This is a genomic window from Mesorhizobium sp. (assembly GCF_004962245.1).
Lineage (GTDB): Bacteria > Pseudomonadota > Alphaproteobacteria > Rhizobiales > Rhizobiaceae > Mesorhizobium.
The window spans coordinates 1-22,963 of record NZ_SUHQ01000028.1 but is presented as its reverse complement, the minus strand read 5'-3'; the positions used below and the strand labels follow the sequence as shown (position 1 = coordinate 22,963).

Genomic DNA, 22,963 nt, shown 5'->3' with positions numbered 1-22,963 from the left:
TTCTTCCATGCCAATCCAAAATCAGTCCAACCCAAAGAAAGAAATGATTTCCATGAACAAGACCAATCCTGGCGTCGCCCTAGTGACGGGGGCGTCCTCCGGCATCGGGCGCGCGACGGCCATAGCTTTGCAAAGCGCCGGTTTCCGCGTGTTCGGCACCAGCCGTCGCGCAGCCAAAAACTCCGACGGCCTAACCATGCTGGCCTGTGACGTGACCGATGACGCGTCCGTGGCGAAACTGGTCGATGACGTGCTGGCCGAGACCGGGCGCATCGACCTGCTCGTCAACAATGCCGGTATGGGTCTGTTCGGTGGCGCGGAAGAGTCCTCAATGGCCCAGGCTCAGGCACTGTTCGATGTGAACGTCTTCGGCGTGCTCCGCGTGACCAACGCGGTCCTGCCGATAATGCGCCGTCAAGGCAAGGGTAGAATCGTCAATTTGAGTTCGGTGCAGGGGTTCATTCCAGCTCCCTATTTCGCGCTTTATGCGTCGACCAAACATGCCATCGAAGGCTATTCCGAATCGCTCGACCATGAACTGCGCCCGTTCGGGATTCGCGTTGCATTGGTTGAACCCGCCTATACTCGCACGTCCTTCGAAGACAATCTCGCCAAGCCGGACCAGTTGCTTGATATCTATGACGCTGCGCGCGCTGGCATGAACGCAGTCGTGCGGAAAGCAATGGAAAAAGGCGATTCGCCCGAAGTGGTAGCCAAGACGATTTTGGCGGCTGCGACCGCATCCGTTCCGAGAAGGCGCTATGCGGCGGGAAAAATGGCGCGCCAGGTCAGTTTCCTGCGCCGTTTCGTCCCCGCATCCGCATTCGACAAAAGCCTGCGAAAACAGAACGGGCTGCCGGCCTGAGGCGGGCGTCACATTGGCGCAGCAACCTGAAGCGATTGTTCTGGAGAACACTCGGCGACCGTTGGCGTTAGATAAGCGATATGTTATGTTGCACTGCGAAAAGAACGGGGGCCACGTCCTTTCACGCCTGTAAGCGATCTGTATGTGAGACCCCTGCAGACTGGTCGGTATCTCGGAAACCTCCCGGGCATGGGGTTCGGGAATTCGATGGGGACAAAGGGGTAATGCTTTACACACTCGTTATGATGGTCTGCCTGACGGATGTGCCGCAGACCTGTGAACAGCGCGAACAAATGGTGGACGGCCTGGCGATGAATCCCGGGACCGCCTTCATGCAGGCGCAGCCGCTGGTGGCTCGGTGGGTCGAGACACATCCCGGCTATTTCGTGCAGCGCTGGCGCGTGCTGCCCGGCCGGGGGACATGAGATCCGCCGCGAAGATCGGATAAGGGCTATTTCTTCGCGGCGAGTGCCTCCGAGACAGTCTTGGACAATTGATAGAGCCGCTGCTCGATTATCGTTGGCACGTCACAGACGTAAGTCAGCGACTGGACGCGCTCATTGAATATTCGCGTTGCGAATTTCAGTTGCTCGGTTCGCCGTTCGACCTCGTCGGGATCCGCATCGGGCTTTGCCTGCAACGCATCGACGCCGGACGCTTCCTTGCGCAATTCGGCGGCCATCTGGAGCTGCTTGTGGGCGTAACGGGAAATGCCCGACATCACGTGCGAACGCTCGGCGTCCATGTGGTCGAACATGCCTTGCACCAGCATCGCCATTTTCGGTGCAAGCTGCTCGGCCGGCATGGCGGCGGCGAAATCCCTGATCTTCTTCTGGGCTTCCGCAATCGGCATCCGCCGGGCTGCCACCTCCTCGACCAGGGCGGAGATGGCTGGGTCCTTCGACCAGTCCTTCGCCGCCGAGGGAAGCTCCGGCCCGTTCCAGATCTGGCCGAGCGAGAGTTGCGGCACCTTGCGCTGTATGCAGGGCCAGTCCGGATCGGCGTTCGCCGCATTGGCTTTCACGCCAGGCGCGAGCAGGGCAACCACAACCAGGCTGCGAACAAGGCTCATTCGGGCCATCAGGCATTTCCTCCCGTGTCCTGTTTGCGGGTCATCAGGCCGCGCGAAGGGTCGTAGGCGATGATGGCGGCGGCAAGGAACAGCAGCGTGCAGCCGGCGACGACGCCCAGCGACAGCCAGTCGACCTGGCCGTAGAAGGCGAAGCGGATCAGTTCGACGGCATAGGTGAACGGATTGGCGAGGCAGATCTTGTAGAGCAGCGGGCTCGCCTCCTGGATGCGCCACAAGGGATACAGCGCCGGAGAGGCGAAATAGCCGGGAAAGATGACGAAGTTCATGATGCCGGCGAAGTTTTCGAGCTGCTTGATCATCGAGGACAAAAGCATGCCGAGCGCGCAAAGCATCATGCCCGACAGGAACAACGCCGGCAGCACCATGAGATAGCCGAGCGGCGGCGCCTTGACGCCCCAGAACCAGGCAACGATCAGGAACGCGTAGACCTGCGCGATCGATACGGCGACGCCGGCGAGCATCTTCGACACTAACAGGAACCAACGCGGGAAGGGGCTGACCAGCAGGGTGCGCATGTTGCCCATCTCGCGGTCGTAGACCATCGACAGCGAAGACTGCATGCCCGAGAACAGCAGGATCATGCCGCACAGGCCCGGCGTGATGTAGACCTCGTAGAGCACGTAGGTCTTGTAGGGTGGGATGATCGATACACCGAGCACCTGCCGGAATCCGGCGGCAAAAATGAACAGCCAGATGAGCGGCCGAACCAGCGAGGATATGAAGCGCTCGCGCTGGTGCAGGAAGCGCAGGCACTCCCGCAGGACGACGCCCTTGAGGCAGATGAGATAGTGGCGCAGGCCGAATTTTTCGAACCTCGGCATGATGCCGGCGACTTTTTCGGGCATTGCGGGAGCGCTCATGGCGATATCTCCGCGCTGCCGGCCGGTTCGATGCGGCTGAGCTTCGAAAAGGCGTCGCGGATCGAACCGGCACCGCTCGCCCTGACGACATCGGCTACCTTGCCCTTGGCGACCAGATCGCCCTGCCGCAAGACGACGGCATGGTCGCCGTCTTCAACCTCGTCGATCAGATGCGTGGCCCACAGCACGCCGATGCCCTCGGTTTCGACAAGCTTGCGGATGGTGGCGAGAATGCCCGCGCGCGACTGGATGTCGAGGCCGACGGTCGCCTCGTCGAGCAGCAGCAGGGACGGGCGGTGGAGCAGTGCCCTGGCGATCTCGATGCGCCGCATCTGGCCGCCGGAAAGACTGCGTGCTTTGTCATGCTGACGGCCCTGCATGTCGACTGTGTCGAGCAGCGCGGCAATGCGCTGCCGGGCCTCGCGTCCCCCGATGCCATGCAGCGAGGCGTGGTAGGAGAGGTTCTGGTGGACGCTGAGATCGAGGTCGAGCGTGCGTGCCTGGAACACGATGCCGACACGCCTGAGCGCTTCGCCCGAGGCGCGGCTGACGTCATGGCCGAAGATGCGAATCGATCCGCGGCGCGTGTCGTAAAGATGGCTGATCAATGAGAACAGCGTTGTCTTGCCGGCGCCGTTGAGGCCGAGAAGAACAGTGAAAGTCGCCGGCGCGATCGAGAACGAGACGTCGTTGAGCGCCCGCTTCGGACCATAGGAATGGCTGACGCCGGCGACATCGAGCGCCGCCACCTCATCTCTTGGCCCGCTTGTCCTCACATGCTGCACGCCGGCTGGCTCCTTGTCGTCGACAATAGTAGCGCACCGGGAGTCTAGCGCACAGGGTCCGATCGCGCAGGTTGTACTTTCCGGTGACCCTACTTGATGGTGATCGTGCCTTTCATGCCCTTGTCGGCGAGGTCGGGCACCGACCATGTGTAGATGCCGGGCCTCACGGTGGTGAACTGGACCTGGATGGTGCCGTCGGCGTCGAATTCGAGCCATGCGGGTGCGCCGTTCATGTGCACCTCGAGGTCATTGATGACGATCTGGTTGTTCCACACATTGCGGAAGAGGTCGGTGTGGAATTTGTACTCCAGCCCGCCCGCCGCGGTGATCTTCCAGCGATAGCCCTGGCCGGCGATCAGCTGGAAGTCCTTCTGGTTGGCGGTGAACTGGTCTTCCTTGGTGCCGAGGATAAGTTCCGGCACGTCCTTGCTGGCCCGGGTTGCCTTCTCGGCTTCGGCACCGGTCTCCGTTTTGGTGGCCGCACCGGCGGTTGCGTCATCGTCATCGTCGTCGTCCTGCGCCCAAACCTGGCCCTGCGTGAGTGCCATGCCGACCAGCGCAGCAAAAGCGATTGCCCGAAATTTCCGCATGATTTCCTACCCTTCTGCTGTTTTTCTGTCTGTTTGATTCAATTGGGTTGATTCAATTGGGCGAGACGACGACGCCCCACGGCAGCGCGCCGACGGTCACCGACTGCACCGGCTCGTCGGTCGCCACGTCGATGAAGGTGATGTCGTTCGACACGCCGTTGGTCGAGATGATGGTCTTCTGGTCGGGGGTGAAGGCGAGCTGCCAGACGCGTTGGCCGACCAGGATGTATTTCTCGACCTCGTAAGTCTCGGTGTCGACCACCGCGACGCGGTTGGCCGGACCGAGCGCCACATAGGCTTTCTTGCCGTCGGCGGTGATGCGCACACCGACCGGCTGGATGGATTCGGCCCTCAGGCCTGATATCTCGAAGGTGATCTTGTGGACGACTTCGCGCGTTTCATTGTCGATCACCGAAACCGTGCCACCGATCTCGGCACTCACCCAGGCCTGCTTGCCGTCGGGCGTGAACTCGACGAAGCGCGGACGCGTGTCCACCAGCACGTTGTGGGTGATCTCGTGGGTCGACGTATCGATGAAATGCGCCATGTTCGTCGTTTCCGACGTGTTGACCATGGTCTTTCCGTCCGGGCTGACGCCCATGCCTTCCGGTTCCACGCCGACCGGGATCTCGGCCAGCACCTTCTTGCTCTCTATGTCGATGACGGTGACGAGATTGTCGTCTTCGTTGGCGACGTAGAGTGTCTTGCCGTCAGGCGAGAGCACGAACAGCTCCGGGTCAGGCCCGGAGGGCAAGGTATCGACGATCTCCAGGGTTGCCGTGTCGATCACCTCGATCGAATCATCGTCGCTGGCGCAGAGATAAACGTGCTTGCCGTCATGCGAGATGGTGATGCCGCGCGGACGCTGCCCGACATTGACGGTCTTCACCACCTGCATCGTCGCGGTGTCGACGACGCTCATCGTGTTGTCTTTCTCGTTGGAAACATAGGCCGTGTAGGCCGCCGCCGGGCCGGCCATAAAGCCGGTCACGAGAATGGCGAGTGCGCAAGCTCCTCCGTGCACTGAAATTCCTCCCAATTGGTCTACTTAAGCACGCATTTTGTTTCCGGTTCGTCGACCCCGAGCGTATCGAGCTCGGACACCTGATGCAGAAAGCCCTCCTGCGGCGACGTCGAGACGACCGACCGGTTGTCGCCGAGGAAGATCGGCTGCCTCAACTGCTGGTTCCACTTGCGGAAGGTCAGTTTCTGCCCCTTGAAGGCGGCGATCGAAAAATCGTCGGAGCGGATGAAGTCGGCCATCTTGCGCGGGTCGGCGCCCTGCGTGCGGGTCGCCGCCTCGCCAAGGATGCGCACCGCAGTCCACGCCGCCATATCCTTCGACAGCATGCGGCGGCCGTTTGCCTTGGCGAAGCGGTTCTGGATCTGGGTGCCGCCCCATTGCTCGCTGGCCGGATGCCAGGCCGAAGGGGTGAGGCCGGCGGTGCCGGCGACCGGCCGCGCAATCCAGGTGCGGAACGGAACGTAGGTGCCGAACACCTCGCTTTCGTCGGCGACCAGCAACACGTCGTGCTCCGGCAGGTCCTGGGTGAAGACAGGCATCTGCCGCTGGATCTGGACGACACCGGAATCGGTCCGTCGCGCGGTGCCGGTATCCTTGAACTCCTTTTCGGCGACGATCTCGCCGCCGAAGCGCGTCGCCGCCCGGCGCAGCGCCTCGGCAAACAGCTGGTCGCGCTCGTGCGAGCCGTAGATCAGCACCCAGCGCCGCCACTGCTTCCAGATGAGATATTGCGCCAGCCCGTCGGCCAGCATGCTGCGCGTTGGGATGGTGTGGAAAATGTTGGCGCGGCATTCCTCCTCGCGAAGACTATCGTCGGTGGCGCCGGCATTGAAGATCAAGACGCCATTGTCGCGGGCAAGATCGGCGATCGACAGCAATTGCCGGGCCGAGAGGTCCGCGACCACATAGCGTTCGCCTTTGGCGATCATTTCCTGGAAGGCGGGAACGACGTCCGCGTCCGGCTTTACCTCGGTCACGTCGAGGCTGAATTTCTGGCGGAGGAAGCTGCCGGTCGTGTTGTTGTCGGCGATCGCCACATTGCCGCCGGCGACACCTTCATCGCGTGGCGGGACGTCGAACACCGACAAAGCCAGTTGCGGCGCATAGGCGCGCAAATAGCCTATCTTGATTTCGGTTATCTTTTTCTCCGGCTTGGCCGTTGCAACCGGCGACGCTTCCTGGGCTGCCGCGCCGGGAACGTTGACGGTTGGGGAAAAAAAGCACAAAAAGGCCGCGAGAGTGCACGGCACCGCGCTCGTCATCGATAAAATTACCCGTTCTTGCGCTAAAGTCCGATTGTTGTCGGATCGGCGCGAAGTCAAGGTGCCCGAAATGAGCTTAGCTGACCCGCAAAATTTATCAAACCCTGAAAGTGGACTTCTTGCGTCTGCTTTAGTCCCATGCCTTCTCGCCGGAACGGCAGCCGGCCGGATTTCGGTATACGGGTCCAAGATCAGCACTGCCGTTGCCGATATGGAACCTGCCGCCGACGAGGCGGTGGACGAATCCCGGCACCGGAAGATCAATCGTCTCAAAAAGGGCGTCCCGTCCCTCATGCCGGAGAAAGTCCAATGACCAGAATGCTGGCCAGCGTCACCGGCGTCGACGAGGCGAAAATCGCGCTTTCGGGCGGCGCCGACATCATAGACCTGAAGGATCCGAAGGCGGGAGCGCTGGGCGCGGTATCCACGCAGACGCTCCGCCGGACGATTTCGGCGATTGCCGGCCGGGCGCCGGTCAGCGCGGTTTGCGGCGACCTGCCGATGGAACCCGAAACGATCCGCGCCAAGGCCGAAGAGATCGCCGCCACCGGCGTCGATTACGTCAAGATAGGCTTTTTTCCGTCTGCAAATGCCGTCGCTTGTGCGGAGGCGCTCGAACCGCTCGCCGCGCGAACGAAACTGATCGCCGTGCTGTTCGCCGATCTGGCGCCGGATTTCGAGCTCTTGCCGATGCTTGCCAAACATCGCTTCCATGGCGCCATGGTCGATACCGCGAACAAGGCAAACGGGCGGCTGCTCGACCATCTGCCGCCCGAGCAAATCCCGGGGTTCGTCGATCGAGCGAAATCGCTCGGTCTCATGGTTGGTCTGAGCGGATCGCTGGAGGCCCCCGACATTCCGCGCCTGTTGCCCTTCGCTCCCGATTTTCTCGGCTTTCGCGGGGCGCTGTGCGGCCACTCCGGCCGCACCGGTTCGATCAGCGCCGAGGCGGTTTCGCAGATCCGCGAGCTGGTTCCGGAAGAATCCCGGGCCGGCGGCTCGTCGAGCGTCGACTACCGCCTGCTGGCGGCGCGGGGCTATTCGCCGGGCACCGACCCGACACTGGGCACCGACAAGATCTTCGTGCGGGATTTTGTCCTGCCGGTCCAGATCGGCGCCTACAGCTTCGAGCACGGCCATACACAGAAGGTGCGTTTCGACGTGAGCGCCGACGTGCTGCAAGTCACCGACCATCCCGAAGACATGCGCCATGTGTTCTCCTACGACATCATCATGGACGGCATTCGCACCATCGTCGCGCGGGGCCACGTCCAGCTCAGCGAGGCCCTGGCCGAGCAGGTGGCGGCCTACATTCTGGAGAACCCGCGTGTCGTGCGCGTCACGGTAAGGGTGGAAAAGCTCGAACTCGGCCCAGGCGGTGTCGGCGTCGAGATCGAACGCAAGCGCCAATCGGCAGGCCGCGGCGTTGCTTCCGGCTCTGCCGGGCGAAAAGACCAAAGCGCTGTTTCCCAGCCGCGACAGGAAAAGCCTGAGGTCGTCAGGCGCGCTGTCGTCAAGCGCGCCGTCGTCAAGCTGGGCGGCAGCACGGTTCGTGCGGCGGAACTGGAGAGCTGGATCGCGGCGCTGGCGGGTTCCAAGCTGCCGATCGTCATCGTGCCCGGCGGCGGCCTCTTCGCCGACCAGGTGCGCGAGACGCAGATGCGCATGGATTTTTCCGACACCGCCGCCCACGCCATGGCGATCCTCGCCATGGAGCAGTTCGGCCAGGTCATCCTCGACCGCGACGAAAGGCTGGCGCCGGCACGGTCGCTGGAAGAAATGGTACGGGCGATGGACACTGGGAAGGTCCCGGTGTGGCTGCCGTCGGCATTGGCCCTGTCGGCGCCGGACATTCCAGCGTCCTGGGACATCACCTCCGATTCCCTTGCAGCCTGGCTTGCCGGCAAACTCGGCGCGAAGGCGCTGCTATTGATCAAGCAGACCGGCGCCTTCTTCGGCAGCGACACCATCGACAGCCTGGCGGCCAGAGGCATCGTCGACGCCGGCTTCGCCGCCATGTTGCCCGACGGCGTCGATTTCCATCTCGCCGGCCCGAAAGATGCCGCCGAGGCCGGGACGCTGCTTGCGGCTGGCAATCTGCCCGGCGTCGCGATCGCGGCCCCGGTCCGGCCGGCAAGAAAAGCAGGGTAGGCGATGGCGAAGCTGCATACGCCGCGCTGGGCATGGGTTTTGACCGGTTCCGGTCATTTTTTTACGGAGAGCTTCGCACTCATTCACCAGCTCGAGCATTGCGATGTCTTCGTGTCGAGAGCCGCCGACGAAGTGCTGCGCATGTACAAGCTCAAGCTCGATTTTCCGGAGACCACGCGCGTGCTGCATGACAAGACGGCGAGCGCGATCCCGGTCGGCGAATTCTATCACGGTGTCTATCACACGGTCGTGGTGGCGCCGGCCAGTTCCAACACGGTCGCCAAATGCGTGCTCGGCATTTCCGACACGCTGGCCACCAATGTCTTTGCCCAGGCGGGAAAGTGCCGCGTGCCAACCATCGTCTTTGCTTGCGACACCGCGCCGGAACTCGAAACCATGGCGCCGCATGGGCTGGTCAAGGTCTATCCGCGCAGGATCGACCTGGAGAATACCAACCGGCTGAAGAGCTTCGAGCGCACCCAGGTGGTCGAGTCGCTCGCCGATCTCGAAGCCTCGGTCAGGCGGCGCCACGCCGAGCTCGCAGGCCATGGCTGAGCGGCTGGTCTTCCTTACCGGCCATCTGGCCAAGGTCCGGTTGGAACGGCTGCTGGCGGGGCTTGGCGAAACCGAATTCGCGTGGGAGATCATCGACATCGGCGTCAAGGTCGCGGCGCTGATGAGCGAAGACATCATCAAGCGGCGGCTCAGCCTGACAGGCGCGGCCGACCGCGTCATCCTGCCCGGCCGCTATCGGGGGGACATCGAGCACCTGTCGAACCATTTCGGCGTGCCCTTCGTGCGCGGTCCCGACGAGATCGCCGATCTACCGGTCTTTCTCGGCCGGGCGGGCGAGCCGCCTGACCTTTCGCGTCACGACATGCGCATCTTCGCCGAAATCGTCGATGCGCCGATGCTGTCGATCGAGGCGCTTGTGGCGCGGGCGCAGGCGCTTGCCGCGGCCGGCGCTGATGTCATCGATCTCGGCTGCCTGCCGGAAACGCCGTTTCCATTGCTGGAAGAGGCCGTGCTCGAGTTGAAGGCACGGGGATTTCTGGTCAGTGTCGATTCCGCCAGCACGGACGAACTGTCGATCGGCGCGCGCGCCGGTGCGGACTATCTTCTCAGCCTCGATGAGAACACGCTGCCGCTGGCCTTCGACCACAAGGCGGTGCCGGTGTTGATCCCGTCCGCGCCCGGCGACCTGGATTCGCTCGGGCGGGCCATCGAAGCCGCGCAAAAGGCCGGTGTCGCCTTCATCGCCGATCCCGTGCTCGACCCGATCCATTTCGGCTTTGCCGCGTCACTCGGACGCTTCATCGAGGCGCGCCGCCGCTGGCCCGAGGTCGAACTGCTGATGGGCACCGGCAATCTCACCGAATTGACCGACGCCGACAGTTCCGGCGTCACCGCCGTTCTGGCCGGGCTCTGCTCGGAACTGCAGATCCGAAACGTGCTTGCCGTACATGTCAGTCCGCACACGGTGCGAACGATCGAGGAGCACGATATTGCCCGCCGCATCCTGTTTGCCGCGAAGAACGACGGAGCGTTGCCGCGGAGTTACCATCCGGGACTCCTGCAGGTTCACGACCGCAAGCCGTTCACGGCCTCGACCGGCGATATCGAGGCATTAGCGGCGGAGGTGCGCGACGCCAACTTCCGCATCATGACCGCCGAGGACGGCATCCATGTTTTCAACGGCAAGGGGCACGCGGTTGCCAGGGATGCGTTCGAACTCTTTGCCGGGCTTGGCGTCGAGGCCGATGGCGCGCACGCCTTCTATCTCGGCGCGGAACTGATGAAGGCCGAGATCGCGTGGCGCCTCGGCAAGCGCTATGTGCAGGACGAGCCGCTCGCATGGGGCGTCGCCGCGCCGGCTCCCGAAACCGACCGCACCCGTCTTGCCGAAGCGGGACACACACTTCGCGCGAAGAAAGAGCGCTAAACCATGCCCTACATTCGCGAATCGATCATCACCACCGTCAGCAAGGCCGGAACCGTCCACATCGCGCCGATCGGTATCATCGCCGAGAAGGACGGCTGGATCATCGCGCCGTTCCGGCCGTCGGTCACGCTCGACAATCTCGCCGACGTGCCGTTCGCCATCGCCAACTATACCGATGACGTGCGCATCTTTGCCGGCTGCCTGACCGGCCGCAAGCTTTGGCCAACCGTTCCGGTCGACGGGTTTCCAGTGCCGCGGCTCGCGGCGGCGCTCGCGCATTCGGTCCTCGAAGTCGAACGTGTCGACGACGATGGCATGCGGCCTCGCCATTTCTGCCGCGTCGTGCGGGAGGAAACTCATGCGCCGTTCACCGGCTTCAACCGCGCCAAGGCGGCGGTGCTGGAACTGGCCATCCTGGTCAGCCGGCTCGGCATGCTGCCGCGCGACAAGATCGAGGCGGAAATCGCCTACCTTTCGATCGCTATCGAAAAGACCGCGGGCGAGGGCGAAAAGGAAGCCTGGGGCTGGCTGATGCAGCGTGTCGGCGATCACCTTGCGGCCAAGGATGCCAGCGGCGAGGATGCGCGGGGATGAACCGGATATGCTGAACCAGAGTAAGCGTCCGGGCTGACGTGTTTTAGCACACGGTGGCGGTGGCGCTGATCTCAAACGGCGGTGTTCGATCCGTTTGCGGTCATTGAGCCCGGTATGCACGATGACTGGTCGCGCATCTTCCTCAGCCGACAGCACCCTGGTTTTCGCCTCCGGCATCCTCATGCTATTGTGCCTTCGGGTTTTGAGGGTGGGATTCATGGTGAGATTTGTTGCCGCCGCGATGTTCGCCATCGCTGTTTCATCGGGGCCGATCCCGTCCATGGCTGCCGGCCCCACACATGAAAAGTGCACCTGCGACCTCACGCGAGAGGACGCGCTCAACAATGGCGCGTCCGTCAGGAATGCGACCGCCTGCTGGTCTACCGAGGACCCTGATCTGCAATGGTGCGATATCACCGTTCAGGCGATCGAGGGCGATAACCGACACCAGACAATTATCAACGAACTTGTGCAGCTTCAGAACGACCCCGAGGGCATGACGGCATTTCTGCAGCGCCAGGCCGAGGAATCAGTTCTGAGCAGTGCCGTCCCGGCAAACATTGAATTTCTGAATCAGGCACGGGCCGAGCTCCCTGCCTTGATGAAGGCCTTCGATAAGCTAACCTCCGCATGCGTCCAAGGATTCATTCGATACCAGGAAAAGAAGGAATTCTTCACAGGTATCGACGAAGGGGCCTTTTCCTGCCGCGTCGGCAATGTCACAGGGTGGCTGCGTATGTCATTCCAGATCGGCAACGTCAGCTTCGTGTTCATGGTCGCGCCAAATGCGTAAGTGGTGGCGTCAACTGACTATTGCAGGCGTGATCTTGTTCATCCTTGCAGGTATTGCGGGTGGCCCCCTAGGGGACATCGGTAGCGCAATCACCTTTTGGTTCAGAAGCCATTTCTCAGCTCCTCAAAGGCTGACCATCGACTTCAATGATGTTCAAGGCTGTCTACAAGGGAAGCTCGCCGACATCGCCAAACGTCAAATGGATGGTGTCGGGCTGACGAATGGCGCAGATTCTTTGACGATCTGCGACAATCAACCTCTCAATGCCGTTCGCTCGGAACTGCCGAGGGCGTTGGCAAACAGGATACCCGGCTGTCTGAATTGGCGGAGTTGGGAGGCCGGCGGGCTCGTGCTTGTCCGAAAGAGCGACGCTGTTTGTGCGCTACCTGGTGGCAAGCGTTTTGTCTGCGACGGTCCAAATGGACGACACGCCCTCGGCAACAATGCCGTCGGTGATTCAATGGACCGTATCACCCCATGTTCAGATGACCTATTGCGCCGCTTCGGTTTCTCTTCCTGATCGGGATATTAGGCCATCAGACAAGATCGCCGATCGCCATCGGATAAAACTTGCCGGAAGCGATCACTCAGGCGGACCAAGCTGAGCGACCAGTCAGGGGCCGCAGGCGGACGGGCGGCTTGGTGGCAGCGAGGAGCGACAGCGGACATTTGGCGCATGCCAAGGGCGCCTACCCAATCCTTCCGAAGGCATTCGCTGCCGGTTCAACGAGGAATCTTCTTTCTAGCGTTCCATCTGGGCTCCCAAGCGGCATCCGGCGGCGATCAGGTGCCAAACCCTCCCGCACTTGCCTTTTAGTATTTACAACATTATTGTTGTAAAAATGATTCCTGCCCTCGTCATGTTGCCCGGCTCCCCGTGGACCGTTCTGCCCCCTGGGGCGCACGCGGCGAGTTTGGAAGATGTGGCGACTGCTTTCGCAACGAATGCTTGGCGGCGTGAGCTTTTCGAGGGCCTCGTTCTCGCCTCTGGCAAGCTGCGATTGGCTGGATGTCCGGCGATCTATCTCGACGGCAGCTATGTGACCGGCAAGCCGAGGCCTGGCGACTTCGATGCATGCTGGGACCCTACCGGGGTCGATCCGGCCAAGCTCGATCCAGTGTTCCTGGAGTTTGCGAACGGTCGGGCAGCGCAGAAAGCGGCATTCAAGGGCGAGTTCTTTCCGTCTTCGATGATGTGCGTGGATGTCGGGCAGGCATTCGTCGATTTTTTCCAACTGGATCGTTTCACAGGAAAACAGAAAGGGATCATCTCCATTCCGCTTTCGGCCGATCCACTTCTCTCCGGGAAGGTGCAGCCATGATTTACAGCGACAAACAGTATGGCGTATCGAGTGCGCAACTAGCGAAGTTGCAAGACGCGCTTGCTGCTGCGAAGGCGCGCACATCGGATCAGGTGTGGCTCAAGCAGGCGGAGATCGATGGGCTCAAAAGCCAAATCGCCGATATCGAGGCCGAGCTTGCCGAATACGATCTGTTGAAATCCGGCCAGGCCTCGTTCTCGAAAACCTATGCGCTAGAAGAATTGCCGCGCGTGCTGGTGCAGGCGCGAATTGCCTCCGGCATGAGTCAGACGGACCTCGCCGAAAAACTTGGCATGAAGCCTCAACAGGTGCAGCGCTACGAGGCGACCGACTACATGGGCGCAAGCCTTGGTCGGCTGATCGAGATTTCGAAGGCGCTCGGTGTGAAGGCGTCAGGAAGTTTTGAGGGACCGAAGCAGGCCGGCGGATCGGTGTTCGCGTGGGGCGATGCCGACGATATCGTCTGGGGTCAGCTCCCCTACAAAGAGATGATCAAGCGCAAGTGGTTTGATCTGCCGCGTGGCGCAAACCCGATTGAGCGCGTGAAGGAATATTTCCTGCACGCGGCCGGACCGCAATTTGCCACGGCGTTTCACCGCAAGAAGATGCGCAGCGGGAACGTGCCGAACGAATACGCCCTACTCGCGTGGCAGGCGCGCATTCTAGAGCGGGCGCGTAGCAAGATTGAAGCAGAAGAGATCGGAACCTTCGAACTCGATGACCGGTGGCTGCCAGAGTTGGTGCATCTCACGAAACGGAAGGACGGACCGAAGCGTGCCCGCGATCTGTTGGCTGACAAGGGCATCGTGCTTATCGTCGAACGGCACCTCTCGGGATCGTATCTCGACGGCGCAGCCATGTTTACTGACGGCGATACGCCGGTTGTGGGCCTTACGTTGCGATACGACCGGCTGGACAATTTTTGGTTCGTGCTGATGCACGAGCTCGGTCACGTCTTCCTGCATCTCTTCGACGGTTTGCGCTTCGACTTCTTCGACGAGGAAGGCGGCAATGACGGTGATGCTATCGAGGCGGAGGCTGACAAATTCGCGCTCGACGCTCTGATACCGGAAGCATTGTGGGATCAGTGCCTGTCCCGCTTCGCCCTCTCGGAAGAGGCGGTGAAGATCGACGCGGAGACGATCGGCATCGATCCGAGCATTATCGCGGGGCGCATCAGGAAGGAGCGCGGCAACTATACCATCCTGAACGATCTGGTAGGTCGGGATCAGGTGCGCTCGCAGCTAGAGGAGGCGAGCGATGATCTTGACTAAGGATATGTATGTTCCGGCGCTGCGGTGGCGTCAGGGCGAATATCAGGCGCTTGCCCGCCTTGCCGCCGCCGCCAAGGACCGCATCGTTCCCTATGTCACCATTCCGGAAGTCGAATTCGATTTCGAGTTGTGGCAGCCGAAGAAGACGGTTCAGGAGCACGTCCATCCGTTTGCCGCCCGCTTCAAGGCCAAGTGGGGGCAGCGGCCAGCGTGGGTCGGCGTGCATCCCAGTATTTCCGGCAACCCAATGGGGGACGGCCGCGACATCTTCACATACGTGTTCGAAGCCCTGCGAGCATTCCAGGCAAACGCGATGCCCGCTGTTCCTCTCGATGCCTCCCCACTCACGGTCGCATCGGTTGCAGGGATCGTTGCGACCGATGGCCTTGGAGCGGCCATCGCGGTTCGGCTGGAGGACCTAATGAAGCCGGATGCGCGCACGCGTATCGAGGCTTTGACCACGGCGCTCGGTATATCGCTCGACGAAGTTGATCTCGTTATCGATCTCGGCGCGCCGAATTTTGAGCCCTACAATGCTTTTGCAGGCGCGCTCATTGCGGCCATGCAAAAGCTTGGCGACCTGCATGCCTTCCGCAATTTCGTCGTCATCGGCACGGCGATTCCGGAGACATTCAAGGACGTTGCCAAGGGCGCGGACCAACTCCCGCGCCACGATTGGCTCTTTTATCAGGCGCTGCTCGGCAATATGCCAGCCGGCATGCGGCAGCTGAACTACGGGGATTACACGATCGTCCATCCAGAATTCAAAGCGTTGGATATGCGTATGATCAAGGCGGCCGGCAAGCTCGTCTACACGACGCCGGCGGCTTGGGAGGTGCGCAAGGGTGGGGCATTCAATGACAATCGTGCACAGATGCATGGTCACTGTGCGTCAATCGTAGCATCAGGAAAGTTCGATGGTGCCGGCTATTCAAGCGGCGATGAATACATCGCAAAATGCGCGGTTCATAAGGAAGGACCGAGCAATCAGACGCGGTGGAAGGAGGTGGCGATCAACCACCACATCACGCGTGTGCTGGACGATCTCGCCACGCTTGGCGCTGCACCATGAAGGCGCGGATGGACGCGGTGATCTCACGCAAGCTCATTGCTTCGCACAGCATCTCGTAAAGCTGCCTTCTCGGCCGCCGGAGGTCTTTCGGCGCATATCCGGCCTGGCTCAGGAGTTCGATGACTTCATTGCGCCAGAGAAGATGCGCCATCATGACCGGATCGATGTCGGGATTGGCGGTGACGTTTCGCAACACATGGAAGCTGATACCGCCTCTTGGTCCCTGCTCGGCCACGATCACGCCGCACCATTCGGGAGCGTGACTCATGATGCTTGCGACGTGCTTCGGCGCGGCGACAAGTGTGAGCTTTTGTAGTGTCTGGCGGTAGATTTCGATCTGCGTCGCGAACCGGTCCAGGTTGTCCTTGGCGCTCTTGATTTCGTAGCCGTGGATGCAGCCATTGATGACGGCGACGTCGATACGGCTTCGGGCGTGCGCGAGGCCAAGCTCGTCGATCACGAGCGTATTGGGATGAGATTTCGCGTGCCGCAATCGTTTGGCGTGTAGCGCAGAGCGAATGTCTGCGTCTGTCGTTTCCAACTTCGTCATGGCCGGCATCGTTACCCTCTTGCTTATGTTTGCCGGAGGTTCTGCTCGAAGCCAAGGTGGCATTCTGACTCACCTGACATTTTTCAAGCGTGTCGCCGGCGATGTCCGCTCCTAGTCGTTGAGAAGCCGGCCCAGAACGACCGAAATGGGCGCGAACCGGACATGCGCCGAGCGGGTGCCGAACCTTCCATCCTGTTGCGACCTTGCGCGCGGTCCGGTTTTGGATGCGCTGGTACGGGTTTCAAGTCGGGCCAATTCCAGGGACAGTATCTCATCTCCCCGATTGATCGGATGGCCATGAACCTACAAACGACACCCCGCCAACAGCGCCACCGCCGATGCAGGTGCCGCGCTGCTCGCTTCGTCGCGAACGGCGTCATCTGCGGGGATGATCTCGGCGAAGTCGACGAAGCGGCGTTCCATGCGTTCGGCCAGCCGCCTGATCTGCCAGCGGCCGGTTCCGGCGCCGACGATCGGGACATCCCGGGCGAGCGGCCCGGCGACCAGCGACGCCGCGTCGTGGATTTTGCGCAATTGCTGCTCGCTGAACCAGCGCGCGACCTCACGCCACTCCGGCGGTGTCAGGTCGGCGGCATCGCGCCCGATCATGCGCGCCAGCCGCGCGATCGAGCCATCGACAGTCTTTTCCTTGCCGTCGGCGGAAGAGTGCCTGTCGTCCCTTTCGTCGAGCACCCCCAGGATACGGTGCGCGTCGGCGATCGAGGCGAAATACTCGTTCATCAGCGGTGTCAGCCTGCCACGGACGGGGGCCGACGAGGCCACACCGAACAGGAACGTCCTGGTGAAGCCGGTATAGACCAGTTCGCCGCTCAGAAGCCGTTCGGCATCGGTGTAGCCATCATTGGCGACGGCGCCATTCCTGATGGCGATGATGTCGGTGGTGGTGGAGCCGATATCGACGAACAGCGCATCGCTGGCACGTTTCGCCACCAACGACGCCGTTGCGTGCCAGTTGGCGGAGGCCACATCGGTGCTCAGCCGCGCTGCCTGCTCGACCCCGACAAAGCCGGACCGCCCGGCATAGATCAACTTTTCGCCCGGGAAACGGGTCGAAATCTCGTCCAGCAGAGCCGCGACGCCGGCATCGCGGGACGGAAAGATGTCCGCCAGCTCGCCGGTCATGGTGAATGCGTTGAGATCGGCGCCAGCGTAAATCGGAGCCGCTTCGTCGAATGCCGAGGTCAGATTATCCAGTCCTAGCCAAAGCGGCGTGGCGATCGTTACCGCCTCGACGATGCGGCCGTCTTGCGCACGCGTCACCTTCAGATGCGCGCCGCCAATATCGAAGCCGGCAATGATGCTCTTTCTTTTTTCCACACTTCAAGCTTTCATGACAGGGACAGTTGGTTAGCGAGAAAAGCGTTGCGTATCATTCCGGTTCTCGACCTGAAAGGCGGCGAGGTGGTCCGCGCCTGCCAAGGAAAACGCGATCGCTACAGGCCGATCGTTACGCCGCTCAGCCAAAGTTCCGATGTCGTCGCGGTCGCCGAAGGCCTGCGCGGGCTTTACCCTTTCCCGACCTTCTACATCGCCGATCTGGATGCCATCGAAGGCGGAACGCCGAACAGTGGTGCGCTTGCCCGACTGCAGGCGATGGCGGAGCCGCCGGAGCTTTGGGTCGATGCCGGCATCGCCGACGAGAAGACACTTTCGGCGGCACTTGCCGAACCCTGGCTTTACCCGGTCCTGGGTTCCGAATCGCAGCAGGACGACGCGCTTTTCCGGCGTTTTTGCGATCATCCGGACCTTATCCTGTCGCTGGATTTCTTCGACGACGGGTTTCGCGGTCCACCATCATTTCTCGACGAGCCGGAGCTTTGGCCGCAAAAGGTGATCGTCATGACACTGGCCAAGGTCGGCTCCGCCTCCGGTCCCGATTTCACGCGGCTCGAGGCGATCAAGGCGAAGGCTGGAAGCCGCTCCGTGATCGCGGCCGGCGGGGTGCGCAACGAGGCTGACATTCGCGCCCTTTCGTCGCTCGGCATCGCCGCGGCGTTGGTCGCGACCTCGCTGCATGACGGCACGCTCACGCCACGGTACCTCGCATCGCTTGGCACCTGACATTCGACCCCCCGGAAACTGGACGTTGGTTTAGGGCGGCGACTCTCAAATTGAATCATGTCGCCGCTCTATCGCTTTGTTAAAGCATAGGATTCCCGAACCGGTTCCCACCCCCGGGTCGGAACCCGAGGGCAGGCTTTTGGGATCCGATGCTCTAAAGGCCCAGAAGCTTTTTCAGGCGGCGCAACAGACCCTCCGGCTCCGCCGAGGGTTTTGCCTGTGCGGGGCTGTCTCTTGTCTAAGCCGCGAACGGATGCTTCACCTGGTCCCGCTTAGCCGTGGCTTCGGCAGCCGTCGGCGTTCCCGAGACCGCGCGCTGAATGGCTTCCTTCGTCGCTTCGTAATTGTATTTCTGGATCTTGGCGTCGTCCGCCGCGTCCCAATGGATGAAAACGCCGACGCAGATGAACACATCGTCCGCCTCGTCGGCAGGAATGATCCCCTCGGCGACGCTTTCCTGCACGGCCAGTGCAACCGCATGCTGGGCCGGACCGAACATCTGCACGGCCTGCTTGGCGCCCTTGATCGTGACCTTGTTGAACAGAATGGTGTTGGGCTTGCACTGAAGATTGGGCGCGATCACCGCCAAAAGGGAGGTGAAGCCGTCCTTGTTGTTGGTAAGCGCGTTGCAGAATGCCGTTTCGACCGCGCTCCCCCGTGGGCCGATGAGCAGGTCGACATGCGCCACTTCGTTGCCGTCTCCTACCAGCGATTCACCGACCATTACTTTCGAGATTTTTGCCATGCCAATTTCCTCCAAGACACAATTATGGTGTCCAAAGACGCCGCAACCGAGCGAGCGCTCGATGGACAGCTATCCTTGTTGGCAGCGCCCGGACGTCCGGACCGGTTGGCTGGATAGCCGCGGAAGCACAGCTTCCACCTCTAGAAGTCAACCACCAACGCTGCGATTATGCAAGGCGAACGCCGAGGAGGTGGACTAAAAGAGTAGCCACGGTCAGGTCGGCCGAGGTGCCGGGATTGATGTTGTCCGCCTTCAGTCGGCGGTCGAACCCCATGAGCAGATGAATGCGTGCCGCCTCGTCGTCGTTGGCATGGAGCGCCGCCTGAACGGCAAGGGCATCCTGCCGCGCCTGATTTGCGGCTTCAGCTCCGTGGTTGCGCACCACATGACTGTCGGGGAAGCCCGCGAGAAACGCCATATAGGCGAATACCGTCGGCCACATGCCGCCTTCGCCGCGGGCCAACGCTGCTTCCAGAGCCGCAAGGCCGACGCCGAACACGTCGCCGAAACAGGTAACGTACTGGCGGGCGATCATGTCGCGGTCGGCCGCCTCCCGCATCGCTTCGAGCAGATGAACCTTCGGCTCCTGCCGCACATCGTTCGCGGCCTCTCCGAGGCCGCCTGGCGCGGCCGCGACGATCGCCTCGAACACCGCCCTGGTATCGTCCATGCTCATCGCGCGCAGCACCGCGTCGAGATTGTCGTGCAGTCGATTGTCGTGCAGTCGGGCGCCCATCATTTCGGCGGCGCATATCAAAGGCCCCGACAGGAGGATGATACCGAGATTGGTATTGGTCGCGACCGCCAGGCGTGTCGCGCGGACCGCTTCCAGAATGCGCTGTCCGACCGGCAGGCGAGGATCGGTCAGCGGTCCGGACGAAACCTGCGCACTCGTCATGAACTGGGCGGCGGACATGCCGTGCCCGTCGGCGAACAAATGGACGTTGCCCGGTTTCAGCGCCTCGATCTCCATCCGGCAAGCATCCTGGTAGGCTGCCCGGAGGCGTTCTCGCGAAAGCGCCATGCTAGCGGCTCGTCACGAATTCGCCGGCGCGGTGAGACGGTAGGGGCGCGCCGCCGCTGCCTCGGCGCGATCGGCCAGGAATTTCAGCAGGGCGTCGGCGATCGCATCGGCGATGTTCACCGCGACGACCGATTGGAGCCCGGACCAGGCGGGCATGCTGTTGACCTCCAGCACGAACAGCTTGCCGTCGGCCGCCGGCACGATATCGACGCCGGCGAAATCCGCGCCGAGAGCCGCGGCGGCGGCCCTTGCCAGCGCCGCCAACTGGGTTTCGCCATGCCCCGAAACCAGCTCAGGCACCGCCCCGCGATTGACGTTGGTGATCCAGTCGTCGCCACGGCGGCTCATCATCGCCAGGACCTCGCCGGCGCAGACGAAAACGCGAAAGTCGCGGAAGGGAGGGCCAGGACGCGGCACGTAATGCTGGAGATAATAGACGCCGTTCACCTCGTCCTCGACGGGGAGATCGGACAGTTTTTCGATCAGCCTGATGCCTCGGCCCTGCGCGCCGAAAAGCGGCTTCAGCACCAGCGGCGTGAACGGCAGTTCGCGTTCGGCGACCGCTTCGGCCATGGCACGTCCCTCGACCGCGAATGTCGGCGGCGTCGGCAGGCCGGCATTCTTCAGGAGGAACGTCGTCATCGACTTGTCGACGCAGCGTTCTATCGCCTGTGCGGAATTCCACACCGGAATGGAAAGCTTGCCGAATGCATGAAGCACGCCGAGGCGCCGGGTGACCGCTTCAAACGATCCGGCGGCGATCGAACGGACGAGCACGGCGTCGGGCAGCGTGCTGTCGAAGCCGGGAATCGAAAGTCCGCTCGGGCTGCCGGTGTCGAACGCGATCGCCGCCAGCGGCACGGTTGCGACCACGGCGCCCCGCCGCTCCAGCCTTACCGCCAGGCCTTTGGAGCGGGCGTCCGAATTGTCGCTGGCGATCAGGATGCGGGGGATCATGATCTAACCGAGGCTCCGTTCGAGCATCCGCAGATCACGCTCGCCGCTGCGAAACGTATCGCCGGTTTCGATCGCCGTCACGATCACTTCGGCCGGGCTGAACAGCAGCGGATCGATGGCGTAAAAATCACCCTTGAATCGCTTGAATATCTCGGCGAAGGGATGGCCGTGGTCCCGCGAGGCGCGGCTCGGCAGTCGCTCCGCGAGCTCCCCGGCCTCTTTCGACGAGCCTTTTACGAAGAGCTGGACGCTGCCGCCATAGATGATGGCGTCGTTGGTTCTGCCCATGGCGGTGAGAAAATCCGGATGAGGGGCGGGGATGGGTGCTGCGCCAATGCCGTCGACAATGTTCTCCAGCGGAAATTTGAGATCGTTGGCCTTGTGCAAGGCAACCTCGAGCGAGCGCGCAACGATCTGCACGCTGCCCGCAAGGCTTTGTGTCGGCGCATAGAGGAAGGTGAGCTGTTCGGTTGGCAGTCCGGTCGCCTTGCCGACTTTCTCGACGATCGCTCGGGGCGGCGGTTCGGCCGTCTCCAGGATAAGCACGGCAGATGATGCCGTGTCGCGATAGGAAAGTGCTTCGAACAGCGGTTCGACGCGGGCGAGCGCCCGTGCCGGTCCCGATCCCATGGCGAAATAACCCTGGCTCGACAGATTCCAGCCCGCATACTGGCTGCCCAGGCAGGCAAGCACCGGCTGCGAAGACCGCACTTCGACGGTGAACGGCCATTTCTGCGAGGCGCGGTCCATGAACACCGAAATACTGGCGAGACCGCCCATCGCGGCTTCCGCCATGCGCAGCCCCGCCTCGACGCCGCCGGCGGCCTTGGCGCCGGCATCGATCAGGCACTCGCCCAATGGCCCCCTGGAAACGGCGATACGCAGACGTTCGGCGTCGCCGATCATGCCGTCGACGATGCGCTGCGCATTGTCGTTGAGGAATGCCGAACCATCTTTCATGTCCGGTCTCCTTCCCATTGGTGCTGCAATCGGCTGGCCTGTCCCTTGATGAGCCGCCTCGTCAAATCGGCGCTCGGACCACGCGCGAAGACGGTGCAGACAGGGTCGCCAGCAATCAGACGGGTGCCGGGCGACTGATGGTCGGCAGTCCATTCAGGCCAGGCAATCGATGGAAAGTGGGCGATCGGGGTCGCGGCGTAGGTCACCATCGAAGCCATCGAGTCGACGAAGCGCGGCAAGCGGTAAGTCCTGCCTGTCGCAGCGCGCAGATGCGCTTCGATCAGTGGCGCGTCGCCATCGTCGAAAATGTCGAGCGTGGCGCCTGGCCGCGGATTGATCTCGATGAGCGTGTAGCCATCCGGTCCGCGAATGAGATCGGCGCTGCACAGTCCAACCAGGCCGGCGCGGTGCGCCAGACCTGAAAGCCAGCCGCCTATCATCGCCGCCTGCCTGCGGTCGAAGCGTCTCAACCGCACGGCGCCGCCGTAGCGATAGGGCGCTGCCGGAGCAGGGGACGTCCATTGCTGGCTGAAGCCGACGATATCAGCGGTCTGGCCGTCGCCGACGAACAGGGCCGAGATGCTGCGGCCGGCAATGAAACGCTGGAAATAGCGACCGGTGGCCGGGGTTTCTCCGGCGGCCCGTCTGATGTGCCCGCCGCCGGCGCCGCCCGCGGTCTTGACCACCCAGTTTTCCGGATCAGGCGGCCGGTCCCATTGGAATTCCGGATGCGGGATGCCGAGTTCGGCGCAATCGGCGGCCAGCAATTGCGGGTCCTTGATCCTGCGGATCGCAGCGCCGCTGTTGCCGGCGAGCGGAAAATGGCGCGCGATCTCGTCGACGGTTTCCGTCATCCGCTCGAAGCCCGAGCCCAGGATGATGGCGACCGGTTGGTCGTCTCCAGTCAATTGCCGAAGCGTCTCGATGATGCGCTCGCCGTCGACGCCGCTTTGCAGGTCGCCCGGCAGCATCGTCGCGCGTTCTGCGAGCGCATCATCGAGACGCTTCGGCAATTGAC

The 22,963-nt window shown here is 62.2% G+C and carries 26 protein-coding genes; 13 read left to right on the top strand and 13 right to left on the bottom strand.

Annotated elements, in window-relative coordinates:
- Positions 1-52 precede the first annotated feature (52 nt).
- Both E5X88_RS25525 and E5X88_RS25520 read left to right on the top strand, forming a co-directional pair.
- On the top strand, positions 53-865 hold the full coding sequence (locus tag E5X88_RS25525) for an oxidoreductase (protein ID WP_292166184.1): 813 nt from the start codon (positions 53-55) through the stop codon (positions 863-865).
- Between the two features lie 224 nt (positions 866-1,089).
- Complete coding sequence (locus E5X88_RS25520; protein ID WP_292166183.1) at positions 1,090-1,290, top strand: hypothetical protein; 201 nt, start codon at positions 1,090-1,092, stop codon at positions 1,288-1,290.
- A 26-nt stretch (positions 1,291-1,316) separates the two neighbouring features.
- Here E5X88_RS25520 and E5X88_RS25515 read toward each other — a convergent pair whose 3' ends face one another.
- From E5X88_RS25515 to E5X88_RS25490, 6 genes are all read right to left on the bottom strand, one after another.
- Positions 1,317-1,946, bottom strand: a complete 630-nt coding sequence (locus E5X88_RS25515; protein ID WP_292166182.1) for a hypothetical protein — start codon at positions 1,944-1,946, stop codon at positions 1,317-1,319.
- Positions 1,946-2,779: an ABC transporter permease gene (locus tag E5X88_RS25510; RefSeq protein ID WP_292166306.1), complete on the bottom strand. Its 834-nt coding sequence runs from the start codon at positions 2,777-2,779 to the stop codon at positions 1,946-1,948. Before E5X88_RS25510 ends, E5X88_RS25515 begins: the two co-directional genes overlap by 1 nt.
- A gap of 35 nt (positions 2,780-2,814) precedes the next feature.
- Positions 2,815-3,603, bottom strand: coding sequence for an ATP-binding cassette domain-containing protein (locus E5X88_RS25505; protein WP_292166181.1), 789 nt, complete (start codon positions 3,601-3,603; stop codon positions 2,815-2,817).
- An 89-nt stretch (positions 3,604-3,692) separates the two neighbouring features.
- Positions 3,693-4,193 carry a hypothetical protein gene (locus E5X88_RS25500; protein WP_292166180.1) on the bottom strand — a complete coding sequence of 167 codons (501 nt, stop codon included), beginning with the start codon at positions 4,191-4,193 and terminating at the stop codon, positions 3,693-3,695.
- 52 nt (positions 4,194-4,245) lie between these two features.
- Entirely contained in the window at positions 4,246-5,172 is a 927-nt protein-coding gene (locus E5X88_RS25495; protein WP_292166304.1) for a YVTN family beta-propeller repeat protein, read from the bottom strand.
- 65 nt (positions 5,173-5,237) lie between these two features.
- Positions 5,238-6,443 carry an ABC transporter substrate-binding protein gene (locus E5X88_RS25490; protein WP_292166179.1) on the bottom strand — a complete coding sequence of 402 codons (1,206 nt, stop codon included), beginning with the start codon at positions 6,441-6,443 and terminating at the stop codon, positions 5,238-5,240.
- Here E5X88_RS25490 and E5X88_RS25485 point away from each other — a divergent pair.
- From E5X88_RS25485 to E5X88_RS25440, 10 genes are all read left to right on the top strand, one after another.
- Complete coding sequence (locus E5X88_RS25485) at positions 6,343-6,792, top strand: hypothetical protein (protein WP_292166315.1); 450 nt, start codon at positions 6,343-6,345, stop codon at positions 6,790-6,792. The genes E5X88_RS25490 and E5X88_RS25485 overlap by 101 nt on opposite strands.
- Positions 6,789-8,630: a (5-formylfuran-3-yl)methyl phosphate synthase gene (locus E5X88_RS25480; protein ID WP_292166178.1), complete on the top strand. Its 1,842-nt coding sequence runs from the start codon at positions 6,789-6,791 to the stop codon at positions 8,628-8,630. The genes E5X88_RS25485 and E5X88_RS25480 overlap by 4 nt, the downstream gene beginning before the upstream one ends.
- Before the next feature lie 3 nt (positions 8,631-8,633).
- Positions 8,634-9,185, top strand: a complete 552-nt coding sequence (locus E5X88_RS25475; RefSeq protein WP_292166177.1) for a flavoprotein — start codon at positions 8,634-8,636, stop codon at positions 9,183-9,185.
- Positions 9,178-10,572, top strand: a complete 1,395-nt coding sequence (locus tag E5X88_RS25470; RefSeq protein WP_292166176.1) for a DUF6513 domain-containing protein — start codon at positions 9,178-9,180, stop codon at positions 10,570-10,572. Before E5X88_RS25475 ends, E5X88_RS25470 begins: the two co-directional genes overlap by 8 nt.
- A 3-nt stretch (positions 10,573-10,575) precedes the next feature.
- Positions 10,576-11,166 carry a DUF447 domain-containing protein gene (locus tag E5X88_RS25465; RefSeq protein WP_292166175.1) on the top strand — a complete coding sequence of 197 codons (591 nt, stop codon included), beginning with the start codon at positions 10,576-10,578 and terminating at the stop codon, positions 11,164-11,166.
- 217 nt (positions 11,167-11,383) lie between these two features.
- Entirely contained in the window at positions 11,384-11,959 is a 576-nt protein-coding gene (locus tag E5X88_RS25460) for a hypothetical protein (RefSeq protein WP_292166174.1), read from the top strand.
- Positions 11,952-12,479 carry a hypothetical protein gene (locus tag E5X88_RS25455; protein WP_292166172.1) on the top strand — a complete coding sequence of 176 codons (528 nt, stop codon included), beginning with the start codon at positions 11,952-11,954 and terminating at the stop codon, positions 12,477-12,479. Before E5X88_RS25460 ends, E5X88_RS25455 begins: the two co-directional genes overlap by 8 nt.
- A 322-nt stretch (positions 12,480-12,801) precedes the next feature.
- Positions 12,802-13,281 (top strand): hypothetical protein, encoded by a 480-nt coding sequence (locus E5X88_RS25450; RefSeq protein ID WP_292166171.1) that lies wholly within the window; start codon positions 12,802-12,804, stop codon positions 13,279-13,281.
- Positions 13,278-14,555: an XRE family transcriptional regulator gene (locus E5X88_RS25445; RefSeq protein WP_292166170.1), complete on the top strand. Its 1,278-nt coding sequence runs from the start codon at positions 13,278-13,280 to the stop codon at positions 14,553-14,555. Before E5X88_RS25450 ends, E5X88_RS25445 begins: the two co-directional genes overlap by 4 nt.
- Complete coding sequence (locus tag E5X88_RS25440; protein ID WP_292166169.1) at positions 14,542-15,627, top strand: beta family protein; 1,086 nt, start codon at positions 14,542-14,544, stop codon at positions 15,625-15,627. Before E5X88_RS25445 ends, E5X88_RS25440 begins: the two co-directional genes overlap by 14 nt.
- On the opposite strand, the gene E5X88_RS25435 is transcribed toward E5X88_RS25440, so the two are convergent.
- Entirely contained in the window at positions 15,581-16,186 is a 606-nt protein-coding gene (locus tag E5X88_RS25435; RefSeq protein ID WP_292166168.1) for a sce7726 family protein, read from the bottom strand. The genes E5X88_RS25440 and E5X88_RS25435 overlap by 47 nt on opposite strands.
- A gap of 294 nt (positions 16,187-16,480) precedes the next feature.
- Complete coding sequence (locus tag E5X88_RS25430; protein WP_292166167.1) at positions 16,481-17,515, bottom strand: hydantoinase/oxoprolinase family protein; 1,035 nt, start codon at positions 17,513-17,515, stop codon at positions 16,481-16,483.
- Between the two features lie 45 nt (positions 17,516-17,560).
- On the opposite strand from E5X88_RS25430, the gene E5X88_RS25425 reads away from it, so the two are divergent.
- Positions 17,561-18,259: a HisA/HisF-related TIM barrel protein gene (locus E5X88_RS25425; RefSeq protein WP_292166166.1), complete on the top strand. Its 699-nt coding sequence runs from the start codon at positions 17,561-17,563 to the stop codon at positions 18,257-18,259.
- A 238-nt stretch (positions 18,260-18,497) separates the two neighbouring features.
- On the opposite strand, the gene fae is transcribed toward E5X88_RS25425, so the two are convergent.
- The 5 genes from fae to E5X88_RS25400 form a co-directional block, all read right to left on the bottom strand.
- Positions 18,498-19,004, bottom strand: a complete 507-nt coding sequence (gene fae / locus E5X88_RS25420) for a formaldehyde-activating enzyme (protein WP_292166164.1) — start codon at positions 19,002-19,004, stop codon at positions 18,498-18,500.
- Positions 19,005-19,170: 166 nt separating this feature from the next.
- Positions 19,171-19,977: a triphosphoribosyl-dephospho-CoA synthase gene (locus E5X88_RS25415; protein WP_292166163.1), complete on the bottom strand. Its 807-nt coding sequence runs from the start codon at positions 19,975-19,977 to the stop codon at positions 19,171-19,173.
- Positions 19,978-20,040: 63 nt separating this feature from the next.
- Positions 20,041-20,985, bottom strand: a complete 945-nt coding sequence (locus E5X88_RS25410) for a RimK family alpha-L-glutamate ligase (protein WP_292166161.1) — start codon at positions 20,983-20,985, stop codon at positions 20,041-20,043.
- Between the two features lie 3 nt (positions 20,986-20,988).
- Complete coding sequence (gene mch / locus E5X88_RS25405; RefSeq protein ID WP_292166160.1) at positions 20,989-21,945, bottom strand: methenyltetrahydromethanopterin cyclohydrolase; 957 nt, start codon at positions 21,943-21,945, stop codon at positions 20,989-20,991.
- Positions 21,942-22,963 (bottom strand): ATP-grasp domain-containing protein (locus E5X88_RS25400; protein ID WP_292166158.1); only part of this gene is annotated, 1,022 nt, incomplete at its 5' end. The genes E5X88_RS25400 and mch, both read right to left, overlap by 4 nt.